Annotated in this window: 12 protein-coding genes and 1 pseudogene; 5 read left to right on the top strand and 8 right to left on the bottom strand. The window is 67.2% G+C overall.

Going from position 1 to position 12,887, the window contains the following annotated elements:
- Window positions 1-297: 297 nt before the first annotated feature.
- The 4 genes and pseudogenes from BRADO_RS19965 (at window position 298) to BRADO_RS19950 (ending at window position 4,472) form a co-directional block, all read left to right on the top strand.
- Entirely contained in the window at window positions 298-1,893 is a 1,596-nt protein-coding gene (locus tag BRADO_RS19965) for an FAD-dependent oxidoreductase (protein WP_011927152.1), read from the top strand.
- Window positions 1,890-2,264, top strand: coding sequence for a ferredoxin family protein (locus BRADO_RS19960; RefSeq protein ID WP_011927151.1), 375 nt, complete (start codon window positions 1,890-1,892; stop codon window positions 2,262-2,264). Before BRADO_RS19965 ends, BRADO_RS19960 begins: the two co-directional genes overlap by 4 nt.
- Window positions 2,261-3,478, top strand: a pseudogene (locus tag BRADO_RS19955) (LLM class flavin-dependent oxidoreductase). Before BRADO_RS19960 ends, BRADO_RS19955 begins: the two are co-directional and overlap by 4 nt.
- Before the next feature lie 139 nt (window positions 3,479-3,617).
- A complete protein-coding gene (locus tag BRADO_RS19950; protein WP_011927148.1) occupies window positions 3,618-4,472 on the top strand; it encodes an NADPH-dependent oxidoreductase in 855 nt (284 codons plus the stop codon).
- A 51-nt stretch (window positions 4,473-4,523) separates the two neighbouring features.
- On the opposite strand, the gene BRADO_RS19945 is transcribed toward BRADO_RS19950, so the two are convergent.
- Entirely contained in the window at window positions 4,524-5,351 is an 828-nt protein-coding gene (locus BRADO_RS19945) for a MetQ/NlpA family ABC transporter substrate-binding protein (protein WP_011927147.1), read from the bottom strand.
- An 87-nt stretch (window positions 5,352-5,438) separates the two neighbouring features.
- On the bottom strand, window positions 5,439-6,782 hold the full coding sequence (locus BRADO_RS19940) for an LLM class flavin-dependent oxidoreductase (protein WP_011927146.1): 1,344 nt from the start codon (window positions 6,780-6,782) through the stop codon (window positions 5,439-5,441).
- 88 nt (window positions 6,783-6,870) lie between these two features.
- Between BRADO_RS19940 and BRADO_RS35090 the strand changes: the two genes are divergently transcribed.
- Entirely contained in the window at window positions 6,871-7,203 is a 333-nt protein-coding gene (locus tag BRADO_RS35090; RefSeq protein ID WP_011927145.1) for a hypothetical protein, read from the top strand.
- Between the two features lie 56 nt (window positions 7,204-7,259).
- Here the strand turns inward: BRADO_RS35090 and epsC are convergent, their stop codons facing one another.
- The 6 genes from epsC to BRADO_RS19905 are packed head-to-tail and all read right to left on the bottom strand — an operon-like array spanning window position 7,260 to window position 12,721.
- Entirely contained in the window at window positions 7,260-8,219 is a 960-nt protein-coding gene (gene epsC / locus BRADO_RS19930) for a serine O-acetyltransferase EpsC (protein ID WP_011927144.1), read from the bottom strand.
- A 24-nt stretch (window positions 8,220-8,243) separates the two neighbouring features.
- Complete coding sequence (locus BRADO_RS19925; protein ID WP_011927143.1) at window positions 8,244-8,810, bottom strand: flavin reductase family protein; 567 nt, start codon at window positions 8,808-8,810, stop codon at window positions 8,244-8,246.
- Window positions 8,811-8,845: 35 nt separating this feature from the next.
- The gene (locus tag BRADO_RS19920) at window positions 8,846-10,075 is read right to left on the bottom strand and encodes an acyl-CoA dehydrogenase family protein (protein ID WP_011927142.1); all 1,230 of its coding nucleotides are present in this window, start codon (window positions 10,073-10,075) and stop codon (window positions 8,846-8,848) included.
- Window positions 10,076-10,112: 37 nt separating this feature from the next.
- A complete protein-coding gene (locus BRADO_RS19915; protein WP_011927141.1) occupies window positions 10,113-11,129 on the bottom strand; it encodes an NrtA/SsuA/CpmA family ABC transporter substrate-binding protein in 1,017 nt (338 codons plus the stop codon).
- A gap of 18 nt (window positions 11,130-11,147) precedes the next feature.
- Window positions 11,148-11,867: an ABC transporter ATP-binding protein gene (locus BRADO_RS19910; protein ID WP_011927140.1), complete on the bottom strand. Its 720-nt coding sequence runs from the start codon at window positions 11,865-11,867 to the stop codon at window positions 11,148-11,150.
- Entirely contained in the window at window positions 11,864-12,721 is an 858-nt protein-coding gene (locus tag BRADO_RS19905) for an ABC transporter permease subunit (RefSeq protein ID WP_011927139.1), read from the bottom strand. The genes BRADO_RS19910 and BRADO_RS19905 overlap by 4 nt, the downstream gene beginning before the upstream one ends.
- Window positions 12,722-12,887 lie beyond the last annotated feature (166 nt).

Raw genomic sequence — 12,887 nt, 5'->3', positions numbered from 1 at the left:
GTGTCGTCGCGGGTATCTGCGCGTTAGAATTATTACACGCGTCGAGTGATCTGCCGGGCCGCGACGGCGGCGAGGAATGCTCGACCGAATTCTTCTCCGATCACGGATCGCGGCGAGAACAGAGCGTTCGAAAATCGCGCAATTCTGAAATTGCCAGCGGCGGTGCGCTGGATGACCATATCAGCGCATGTGCGTCGTTTGCGCGCAGGGCTGCGGAGTTCGGACCATGATAGCGCGGGCGATGACGGCAGGAACAGCGGGAGCGCGCGCCTTGCGGATGCCGCGTCGGGTCGCCTCGTGACCGCTTCTGCAACTGATCCACTTGCGCTCACCGCTGACGTGCTCGTGATTGGCGGCGGCATGGCCGGCGCATGGGCCGCGGTCTCGGCTGCGCGTGCTGGCGCGCGGGTGATCCTCGTCGACAAGGGCTATTGCGGCACCAGCGGCGTCACGGCCGCGGCGGGCCCGGGCCATTGGTGGGTGCCGCCTGATGCGCGCGCGCAGGCCGTCAGCCAGCGTCTCGCCGCCGGGCTCGGGCTCGGCGAGGCCGCTTGGATGCACGCGATCATCGACGAGACCTGGCGCACGCTGCCGACGCTCGCGAGCCACTATGCGTTTGGCATCGACCATGACGGGCAGACCAATTATCGCGCCGTTCGCGGCCCCGAATACATGCGGGCGCTGCGCGCGGTCGCGCGGGAGAGTGGCGTCACGATCCTCGACCATTCGCCGGTGCTGGAGCTGCTGGCGCGCGGCGACGGCACGATCGGCGGCGCACGAGGCCTTCGCCGGCAGGACGGCGATCGGCCTTACGAGATCGCCGCAGGCGCGACCGTGCTGGCGGCCGGCGGCACCAGCTTCCTGTCGCACCTCCTGGGATCGCGCACCAACACCGGCGACGGCTATCTGCTCGCGGCGGAGGCGGGCGCCGAGCTGTCGGGCATGGAGTTCACCGCGGCCTACACGATCGCGCCGGCGCATTCGACCATGACGCGCAGCATGGCCTATGCGTTCGCGACCTATTACGACACTGACGGCCGGGAGCTCGATCTCCCGTTCGGACCGCAGCAGACGATCGGGTTGGCGAGAGCGCTGCTCGCGGGTCCCGTGTTCTGCTCGCTGCATCGGCTGCCCGACGATATCAAGGCCCGGCTGCACACGATCTCGCCGAACGTGCCGCTGGTGTTCGATCGCTGGGGCATCGATCCCTGGCGCGATCGCTTCGAGGTCACGCTGCACAATGACGGCACCATCCGCGGGCTCGGCGGCGTCAGGGTCGACGACGTCGATGGCCGCACGTCGGTACCGGGGCTGTTCGTCGCCGGCGACAATGCCTCGCGCGAGAAGGTGGCCGGTGCGATCTCCGGCGGCGGCAACATCAATTCGGCCTGGGCGCTGACCTCCGGCGTCCGCGCGGGACAGGCCGCCGCGCGGCTGTCGCGTAGCATCGGTGCAAAAGCCTCGACCTTGACGCCGCTCGGGAAGGCCGGCCTGCGGCCGCACTTGCGGACCCGTGCGCTCGATCACGACGCCATCAGGGCCGGCGTCCGCGCCGAGATGCATCCCTTCGACAAGACCCTGTTCCGGAAGGAGTCGACGCTGGCGGCGTCGCAGCGCGCGCTCGATGGTCTCTGGCGCGAGATCTCCGACCATGCGGGCGGCGATGTCATGCGCTCGCGTGAGACGGCGGCGCTGGTCGCCACGGCACGCTGGTCGGTCGCGACCGCGCGCCGCCGGACCGAGAGTAGGGGCCTGCATCGCAGGATCGATCATCCCGGCCTCGACCCAAACCTGGCGGTGCGCCTCGTCAGCCGAGGCCTCGATCGGGTCGAGATCACAGCCGACACGTGCCACGCGGCGGACGCTCCGATCGAGCTGGAAGCCGCGTCATGATCGAGCTCATCCTTGCCGATCGCTGCACGGATTGCGGCGCCTGTGTCGACGTGTGCCCGACCAACGTGCTCGACCGCGCGGTGTCGGGGCCGCCGCTGCTGGCCCGGGTGGAGGACTGCCAGACCTGCTTCATGTGCGAGCTGTATTGCCGCGCCGATGCGATCTATGTCGCGCCGGATTGCGACCGCCGCGTCGCGACCACACCGGACGAGGCGCTGGCCTCGGGACGCCTCGGTCAATATCGCAAGCATTCCGGCTGGGACGAATGGGCCGGGCAGTTTCCCAACGAGCAATGGCTGATGGAAACGGTGTTTCGTCGCGCCGGCGAGGCCGTGCGCGCAGCCGAGACGGACGACAAGAGGACAGCATGACCATCATCACCCACCGGCCGGGCGCGCTGGTCGGCCTCGACGGCTTTCCCGGGCCTTCCGAGCGGCCGGACAGCCCACTATCGCAAGCGCTGTAACAGCCGCTGCTGCTCGGCCTGTTCCTGCCGATCCAGGCCGGTGGCTGGAGCGCCTCGACGTTGCCGCGCACCACGTCATGGCACTTCGACTACAATCGAGACCTCGTGCTGGCCGCCGAGGACCTCGGCTTCGATCTGGTATTCGCGCTGTCGCAATGGCTGCCGAAGGGCGGCTATGGCGGCGTGTTCACGGGCGAGGCGCTCGACTCCTTCATGACCACGGCCGCGCTGGCGGGCTTGACCCGGCGGATCATCCTGATCTCGACGATCCACGTGCTCTACGGTCCCATGCACCCGCTGCATCTGGCGAAATACGGCGCCACGCTCGACCACATTTCCAATGGCCGCTGGGGCATCAATGTCGTCACCGGCCACCGTGCCGCCGAGCACGAGGCGTTCGGCTGGAGCCGGATCGATCACGACCGCCGCTACGAGCTCGCGGCCGAGTTTCTCGAAGTGCTGCAGCGGCTGTGGGGCGACAGCGAGAACTACTCGTTCTCCGGCCAGTCGTCCTGGAAGCTCAACGGCGCTTTCGTGACGCCGAAGCCGCGCTTCGGCCGTCCGGTGCTGGTCAACGCCACCGGCTCGGATGCCGGCATCGCCTTTGCCGCGCGCTATTCCGACATCGTCTTCATCACGAGCCCCGCCGGCTCGAGCTTCGAGAGCGCGATCCCTGCGTTGCCGGCGCATACCGCGCGGGTGAAGCAGGCGGCGCGCGACATCGGTCGCGAAGTGCGCACTCTTCTCAATCCGATGGTGATCTGCCGCGAGACCGAGCGCGAGACCTGGGCCTATCACGACGCCATCGTCGCCCATGCCGACCCTGTCGGCGACTTCCATCGGCTGGACAGCGACGCCCATGCCTGGCGCGGCCGTGTCGGCGTCGATGCGCCCAAGCGCCGGGCGATCGGCGGCAACATCGAGGTGATCGGCACGCCCGAGCAGGTTGTCGAGCAGTTCGTGCAGCTCAAGAAGGCGGGCGTCGACGGCCTGCAGCTGTCGTTCTACGACTTCAAGCCGGATCTCGACTTCTTCGGCCGTCGCGTGCTGCCGCTCATGGAGCAGGCGGGTTTGCGCAAACCGGTGATTGATCCCACCGCGGCGCAGGCGGCCGAGTAGCTGGGCCTTTCGACATCGCACGCATGATCCGTCGGGGGATTGCCGTTGTCCTCGGGGTCGGCTTTGCTAGGCGGCGACGCGCACGCACTTATCGAATATCGGCCGTCACAATGACGTACGGGCCGGCATGGGGACAGGAATGACGATCATCGAAACGAGGGCACCGACCACTCCAAGCCACGACATCACGGCGGCGCTGCGCAAGCGCTACGGCACTGACATCCCCGCCGTAGCGGCCGGCGCCGATGACATCCTCGGCCATCTCCTGGCGCACCGCTCGATCCGCAGCTACCGCCCCGATCCGGTGCCGCCGCACACCGTGGAAACGCTGGTGGCCGCGGCGCAGTCGGCGGCGTCGTCGTCGAACCTGCAGACCTGGAGCGTCGTCGCGGTCGAGGACCCCGCGCGCAAGCAGCGCCTGTCGGAATTCGTGGGCAATCAGAAGCACGTCCGCGAGGCACCGCTTTTCCTGGTCTGGCTCGCCGATCTGTCGCGCGCCGAGCGGCTGGCGCGGCGGGAAGGGCGCCCCGATGACGGCATCCATTTCCTGGAGACGCTGTTCGTCGCGATCATCGACGCAGCGCTCGCTGCGCAGAATGCCGTCGTCGCGCTCGAGGCGCTCGGCCTCGGCTCGGTCTATATCGGCGCGATCCGCAACCGGCCGCAGGCGGTGGCTGAGGAGCTCGGCCTGCCGCCGAACGTGCTCGCCGTGTTCGGCCTCTGCGTCGGCTATGCCGATCTCGCGGCCGGCGAGGACGTCAAACCGCGCCTGCGCCAGAGCGTGGTTCTGCATCGCGAGCGCTATGCGCCGACCGATGAGATCCACGGCATCGCCGCCTATGACGAGACTTTGCGCGCGTTCCAGACCAGCCAGGGCGTGGCGCCGGTCGGCTGGCGGGACACGGTGCTCAACCGGCTCGGCTCGGCGAAGGCGCTCAATGGCCGCGACAAACTGGCTGAGGCGCTGCGCGCGCTCGGCTTCGGATTGAAGTAACTGCGGACCCGGAGAGATTCGCGGCGACCCGGGACGGACCGCCGCGATGGCTCACTTCATGTAGTCGGGCAGGGTGAAGCCGTCATAGAAGCGATCCGCGAGGATGGCCGCCTTGAAGCCCGGTGACTTGTAGCCGTCGACGATGTCCTTGGCCCAGGCGGTCTCGGCATTGCCGCGCTTGACGGCGACCACGTTGATGTAGGGCGTCGTCATCTTCTCCAGCGCGAAGGCGTTGGTCAGCTTCAGGCCGCTGAAGATCGCGAAATTGCCCTGGATGGCGGCGAAGTCGACATCGTCGAGCGCGCGCGGCGCCTGTGCCGCCTCGAGCGGGACGATCTTGATGCCGCCGGGGTTCTTGATGACGTCGAGTTCGGTGACGTCGATCGGCTTGGAGTCGCGGATCTCGATCAGGCCGAGATCGCGCAGGATCCACAGCGCGCGCTGCAAATTGACGGGATCGTTGGGGACCGCGATCTTGGCGCCCTGGCCGATCTTGGTGCCGAGCGGGTGCTTCTTGGAGTAGATCCCCATCGGCGGCGTCGGCACGTGCACGATGCCGGTGAGGTCGGTGTTCTGCCGCTCATTGTAGGAGTTCAGAAAGATCGTGTGCTGCATCACATTGGCGTCGATCTCGCTCTTGAACACGGCATTGTTGGCCTCGAGGCCGGTCGAGAACTCGACGTAGCGGATCTGGTAGCCCTTCTTTTGCAATTCGGGCGCGACGCCGATCTTGAACTCGTCGATGTAAGGACCCGGGACGAAGCCGACCTTGAGCTCCTTCTTCTCGGAGGCTTGCGCCCATGCGCCGCTGACCGAGACGATCAAGAGGACGGAGGCGGCGAGCAGGCCGACGAATTGCGATCTGGTGATGTGATGCATGTGACTTCCAAGGCTTGATAAGGCTTGAACCAAACGAAAGGCGGCGCGGGCGCCTGTTGGCATTCCGCGCCGCCCGTGAAAAGGCGCTCAGGCGATGGCCTGGACCGGATGGCTGTAGAGGCTGGCGGGTCGATCCAGCCCGTAATGCTCGCGCAAGGTCGTGCCGGTGTACTCGGTGCGGAACAGGCCGCGCTTGCGTAGGAGCGGCACGACGTGCTCGGCGAACAGGTCGAAGCCGCCGGGCAGCCAGGGCGGCATGACGTTGAAGCCGTCGGCGGCGCCGCTCTCGAACCAGCTTTGGATGTTGTCGGCGATCTTGTCCGGCGTGCCGGCGATCACCCAATGGCCGCGGGCACCGGCGAGGCGCTGGATGAGCTGACGGATCGTCGGCTGCTCGCGGTCGACGATGTCGACGACGAGCTTGAAGCGGCTGGCGACACCGCGCGCGCCATCGGTCTCGATCAGATGACGCGGGAATGGCCCGTCGAGATCGAAGCCGGAGAGGTCGAGCCCCAGCATCTGGCGCAGTTGCACCAGCGAGTACTCCGGCTGGATCAGGTCGTTGAACTCCTCCTGCAGCCGGTCGGCCTCGGCCTGCGTCGAGCCGATGAACGGGCTGATGCCGGGCAGGATCTTGACGTGGTCGGGATTGCGATCGAGCGCGCGCGCCTGGCGCTTGATGTCGGCATAGAACTCCTGCGCGCTCGCCAGCGTCTGGTGCGCGGTGAAGATCGCTTCAGCAAAGCGCGCCGCGAAGGCGCGGCCGTCCTCGGACGAGCCGGCCTGGACGTAGACCGGCCGGCCCTGCGGCGAGCGCGGCACGTTCAGCGGCCCGCGGACGCGAAAATACTTGCCGACATGATTGAGCGGATGGACCTTGTCGGTGTCGGCAAAGATGCCGGACGCCTGATCATTGACGACGGCGTCGTCCTCCCAGCTGTCCCACAGCGCCGTGACGACGTCGAGGAACTCCTTGGCGCGCTCGTAGCGCTCGTGGTGCGGCGGATGCTCCGGCAGCCCGAAATTCTGCGCCGCCTGTGCCGCGCTGGTGGTGACGATGTTCCAGCCGGCGCGGCCGCCGCTGAGATGGTCGAGCGAGGCAAACAGGCGGGCGAGATTATAGGGCTCGTGATAGGTCGTGAATGCCGTGCCGATCAGGCCGATATGGCTGGTAGCGGCGGCGATCGCCGACAGCCAGGTGATCGGCTCGAAGCGGAAGCGCTGCGCGTAGCGGACGTTGTCGGCCAGCGCCGGGCCATCGGCAAAGAAGATCGCGTCGAACTTGGCGTGCTCCGCCGTTCGGGCGAGCTGCTGGTAGTAGCCGATGTCGAGCGCGCGGCTGGCGGATGATCCCTTGTAGCGCCACGCCGCCTCGTGATGACCACCCGGATAGATGAAGAGATTGAGGTTCAGTTGACGACGCTGGCTCATGGGGCCCTCGTGGGCTGGATTGTCGGGGGACGCGAAACGATGGCTGGGGGTTCGGCTATCGCGGCGTGGCGATCACGCGGCTCGGCGATTGCGGCCATCGCAGGCGCCGTGCGAGCTCGACCGCAAAACACCCGATGCCGACGCCGAGATTGCGACCGCGCTGGTGAAGCTCGCGACGCAGCGGCCTCGGCTCGGCGGACGTGCTGTGGCGAAGCGCATCGCTGCCATCCGTGGGCGGATCCTGGTGAAGGCTGATCATGGCGAGAGGGTCGAACATCACGGCATCCGTCGAAGCGCGAACATGACGGCATGGCTGATGCCGGCCGCGCGATTGCGAAAATCTAGCTTTTGTGGGCTGAAGCTGTCGATGAAATGGATTTGCATTGTTGTCCGCGGCACGAGCATGAATTTGTCGGGCTGATCAGCAAGCGTGGATCTCCATTTCGACCGCGGGTCTCCGGCAGATCCCACGACGGCTCAGGACTTCTGCAGGTTCGGTCCGCCGACCTTGTTGCGGAGCGTGGCCTGGGTCACGATGCTGTTGGGCGGGACATCGTGTGTCAGCCAGACATTGCCGCCGATCGTCGATCCCTGTCCGATCGTGATGCGGCCGAGGATGGTGGCGCCGGCATAGATCACGACGTCGTCCTCGACGATCGGATGGCGCGCGTCGCCCTTGATCAGCGTGCCGTCCTCCTCGGTCGGGAAGTGCCGCGCGCCGAGCGTGACCGCCTGGTAGATCCGAACATTGTCGCCGATCACGGCCGTCTCGCCGATGACGACGCCGGTGCCGTGATCGATGAAGAAGCCCGAACCGATCTGCGCGCCCGGATGAATGTCGATCCCGGTTCGGGCGTGCGCGATCTCGGCAATCAGCCGCGACACCAGGCGCGCGCCGTGACCGTAGAGCAGATGCGCGAGCCGGTGGTGAATGATCGCGGTCATGCCGGGATAGCCGATCAGGATCTCCGGAAAGCTCTTGGCGGCGGGATCACCGACGAAGGCGGCGCGCAGGTCGCTGATCAGGATTCCGCGCAGCCCAGGCAACCCCTTTGCGAAACTGTGCGTGAGCTCGACGGCGTCCGGCTGGCGAAAGCCGGGGATCAGCTCGTCGCCGACGAACAAGGCGGCGCGGTGGATCTGGTCGGAGAGCAGGTCGAGGCCGATGCTGAGCCGGTGGCCGACGAAATAGTCGATATTCTCGCTATCGAGGTCGTACTGGCCATAGTGGCGCGGAAACAGCGCCTCGGTCAGCGCGGCGACGACCTGCGCCAGCTTCTCGCGCGATGGCGGCCGGTGGATCGTGCCGTCCTTGCGGATGCTATGGGTTTCCTCGCGCGAGACGCGCAGCTCCGCCACCAGCCGATCGAGGCCCCAGCGTTCGCCCGCCGGTGCAGGCGTCTCCGCGCCGGAGCCCGTCACAGGACGATGTCTCATGCCGTCTCCCCCAAAGGTGCGCTGTCACCGCACATGCGCCGGCGGCACGCCGACTTCTGCCAGCAGGTCGAGATCGGCATTGCGGTCGACCTCGACATATTGCTCGTTCCAGTACAGCAGGCTCGACAGCCGCGGCGCCAGCTCGATCGTGTCGGGCCGGCCGACGATGATCGCATGGTCGTAGCGCTCGATGATCTCGTCGACCTCGCAGGCGATCGCCGCCTGCGCATGCTGCAGCAGTGGCACACCGGCCGCGTGACGCGACCACTCGATGCCGTCGAATTTCTGCCGCCCGACGAGGTGCGGGCTGCTGAAGCGGTCCGCCAGCGCGAGCTGATCGGAGCTGAGCACGTTGATGCCGAACCAGCCGTCGCGGGCGATGAGCGGAAACGCGGATGATTGCCGGCCGAGATTGATCATGAGCCGGGGCGGCTCGACCGAGAGCGAGACGAGCGACGCCGTGGTCACGCCGGTGATGTCGTCGCCGTGCCCGGCGGTCACGATGCTGACGCCGGCGGCGACGCGGCGGAGCGCCGAGGAGAAGTGCAGGGGAGTGGACGCAGTCAGCAGATGGAGTCCATGCTTGCTCATTCGTCGCCTCCTTCGGCAGGCAATCCGTGGTCCGGTCAGAAAAATCCCTTGGCCGGGAGCGGCGTGCCGTTGATCAGATATTGTCCGATCGCCCGCTGCTTATAGGTGACCGGATTATGCGACGACAGCGTGCGCGCATTGCGCCAGTGCCGGTCGAAATTGGTGGCCTTCTTGGTCGACGACGCGCCGCCGACGTCGAAGATCAGCCCGCCATTGCGGATGGCGGCGTCGTCGGCGACGATCTTGGCTTGCGCCGACAGCAGCGCGGCCCGATGGGCCAGTGCTTCGGCATCGTCGCGTCCGGCATCGAACGCCTCGGTGGCGGCGTCGAGTGCCTCGGCGGCGACGAGCACGACTGTTTCGGCGGCGTGCGCGGACGCGGCGATCTGGCCGACGGTCTGCTGCAGCAGCGGGTCCTCGGTCGGCTTCTCGTGCGGCGCGTAGTAGAAGGTGCGCTTGCGCGAGCGCACCAGCGCAATGGCATCGCGCAATGCGGCGCGGCTGATGCCGGCCACGGCCGCGGTCAAGAACAGCTGCGCGAACGTGTTGGAGTAGGGCACGCCATAGCCGATATCAGGCGCGTCGAACACGATCTCCTGCCGCTTGACCCGGACGTTGCGAAAATGGGTGGTGCCGGTTGCGGTCAGCCGCTGGCCCATGCCGTCCCAGTCGTCGACCAGCTCGATGCCGGCGCGATCGAGCGGCAGGATGGTCGCGCCGGGACGCCCGGTGGGATCAGCCGCGCGTACCAGGACGAGGTCGGAATAGAGCGTGCCGGTGCTGTAGTACTTGGTTCCGTTCAGCAGGTAGTCATCGCCATCCGGCGTGAAGGTCGTGTTCGGCGTGATGTTGCCGACCTGCGGGCTGTCGAGCTCGGTGGTGGCGAGGCCGATGATCGCGCCGGCTGCGACGCGCTGCTGCCACGCCCGCGCCTGATCATCGCGGGGAATACGCACGAGCCGTTCGACCACGCTGAAATGGTTGCGCAGGATATGGGCGACATTGGCGTCGGCCTCGGCGAGCCGGATCACCATTTCGAACAGCTGGCGGATCGTGCTGCCTGAGCCGCCTGCGGCGACGGGCAGGCGCAGCGCACCGAGCCGGGCCTGTTTGATCAGCGCGATCTGCTGATGTGGCAGGATCCGCTCGCGCTCACGCTCCGATTCGCCATCGGCGATGGCCGCCAGCAACTGATCGAGGGCCTCCGAGGCCAACGGCAATGGTGTTTCGGTGGTGAGTGTCTTGCTGGAGAGCGGCTTGTTCATGACGGACCGGAACAGTTGAAAGGAGAGGGAAGACGGCTCAACGCTGCGGCACCGTGTCCTCGATCGAAGCGAGGTGATCGGCGACCTTGACCGGCTCGGGCAGCACCTTGCGCTCCGCCAGCCAGTCCGCAGCCTTTTGCAGGTCGGCGACGAACTGCTTGTCGTTGACCGAGAAGTAGCGGTACTGGCGGTTCATCGCGATGAACTGGTCGCGCACCGTGTCGCTGTATTTGCCGGCCTTCTGCGCGATGTATTCGGCGTCCTTGCTGTTTTCCGAGATCCATTTGCCTTCGGCGCGGAACGCGTCGTTGACCGCGCGCACCAGGGCCGGGTTCTCGGTCGCGAATTTGCGCGTTGTCAGATAGGACGTGTAGTCGATCTGAAACTCGAGATCGCGGCCCTCCAGGAAGATGTCGTGCGCCTTGTAGTCGAGGCGGGCGATGTCGACGCCCGGGCTCCACATCGACCAGGCATCAACCTTGCCGGAGGCGAGCGCCGGAGCTGCGTCCGGCGGGTTGAGATAGACGAATTTGACCTTGGAGCGGTCGACCTTGTGCTTCTCAAGCGCGGCGACCAGCAGGAATTCGCCGAGGCCGGAGCGGTTCACCGCGACCGACTTGCCGATGAGGTCCTCGACCTTGTTGATGCCGGAATCGTCGCGCGCGATGATCGCCGTGGTGCGCGGCTCGTAGACGACGAACTGGGTGAACACCAGCGGCGAGCCGGCGATGATCGCGGCCAGCGCTGGGGTGGTCGAGCCGCCGAATGAGAAATCGGCGGTGCCGCCGGTGACGGCCTGCAAGGTCGGCGCGTGGTTAGGGAACGGGCCGAGCCATTCGACCTTGATGCCGTCCTTGGCGAGCAGCTTCTCGAACTCGCCGCGCTCCTTGGCGATGTTGTTCAGACCGGCGAGGCCCCAGGTCAGGCGTACCGTGTCAGTGACGCGGCCGGATGCCGACCAGGCCTCATCCGTCAGGGTGAAGCCGGCAAGCGCGCCGATGCCGAAGGCGGCGGTGCCGAGAAACTGGCGGCGGGAGAAGTCATCCATGGACATGTCGATCCTTCCAAAAAATTAACCGTGAGCGGGCGCTGCAAGCACGCCGAGCTCGGCCAGCAGGTCGCCCCGGGCAATCGGGGCGCTGTCGTTCGCGCGGTGCTCATAGGCGATCCGGCCGTCGCGCATCACCAGGACGCGGTCGGCGAGCGTGATCGCCTCGTCGACGTCGTGCGTGACCAGCAGCACGCCGGGATGATGGTTGGCGACGAGCTCGCGCACCAGCGCATGCATGCGGATGCGGGTCAGCGCGTCGAGCGCCGCAAACGGCTCGTCGAGCAGCAGGAGCTCCGGCTGCTGCACCAGTGCGCGCGCGAGCGCGACGCGCTGCGCCTGGCCGCCGGAGAGGTTGCGGGGCCAGTCGTCGATCCGGTCGCCGAGGCCGACCTCGGCGAGCGCGGCCGCCGCGCGTTGCCGGGCATCGGGCACGTCGAGGCCGAGCGCGACGTTGCGCCAGAGGCTGTCCCACGGCAGCAGCCGGTGCTCCTGAAACACCACGGCAGGGCGCTTCGGCGCGATGATCCGGCCGGCCTGGATCGGATCGAGCCCGGCGAGGGCGCGCAGCAAGGTGGTCTTGCCGCAGCCGCTCTCGCCGAGCAGCGCGACAAACTCACCGCGTTCGATGCGCAGGTCGAGGCCCTCGATCACGGTGCGGTCGCCATAGGCGCGGCGCAGGCCGTTGACGATCACCGCGGGCGCGGGGGCGCTCTGGGACGGAGGCGCGAACTGGACGGTCATCGCGCCGCTCCATAGTTCGGGTGCCAGGCGAGCAGACGCCGCTCCAGCCAGCGCGCGATCAGGTCGGCGCCGACGCCGATCAGGGCGTAGATCACGATCGTCAGCACGATGACGTCCGTGCGCAGGAACTCGCGCGCGTCCATCGCCAGGAAGCCGAGCCCCGATTGCGCGCCGATGGTCTCGGCGACGACGAGTGCGAGCCAGGCGGTCGCCAGCGCATAGCGGACGCCGGTGAGGATCGAGGGCAGGGCGCCGGGCAGGATGATGCGGCGGATCAGCTGCAGCGTCGACAAATCCTGCACGCGGCCGAGCTCGATCAGCTTCGGATCGACCTGGCGGATGCCGAGCGTGGTGTTGATGTAGATCGGGAAGGTCACGCCGAGCGCGACGAGGAACACTTTCTCGGCCTCGCCGACGCCGAGCCAGACGATCACCAGCGGCAGCACGGCCAGGAACGGGATCGCGCGGATCATCTGGATGCTGCGGTCGATCAGCGCCTCGGCGACCGCTGAGAAGCCGACGAGAATGCCGAGCGCAAAGCCGGCGGCGCCGCCGATCGCAAAGCCGGCAGCGGCGCGCAACAGGCTGACGCCGAGATCGTTCAGCAGGGTGCCCTGCGTCGTCAGCTTGACGGCGGTGCGCACGATCTTGCTGGGCGCGGGCAGCACTTGAGGTGAGAGATAGCCGCCCTGCGCCAGCGCCTCCCAGACCACGATCAGCAGCAGCGGCGCGAGCCACGACAGCGCCTGTAGAGCCGTGGGGCTCAGCGCGCGGCGTCGGCCGGCGCCGGAGCGAGCACCCTGACTGGCTTGCGGCAGCTCGATCGTTCCGGCGGCCTGTTCGAGATTGCTCAAGAGTGCGTCGTCCTCGCCATGTCATCCTCTGCCGATCGGGATCGCGTCAGATACGTCGACCGGATGCGCGCAGGCCGCCGTGTGACGCAGCTGCGTTGCGCGCCGGCAAAATGTCCCACGAAACATGGCTGATCGGAATAGAGCCGTTTTCCAATTGTCGTTGCGT

It is taken from the genome of Bradyrhizobium sp. ORS 278, from assembly GCF_000026145.1.
Classification (GTDB): Bacteria; Pseudomonadota; Alphaproteobacteria; order Rhizobiales; family Xanthobacteraceae; genus Bradyrhizobium.
The sequence above is the reverse complement of the archived record's forward strand: the minus strand, read 5'-3'. Positions and strand labels throughout refer to the sequence as shown.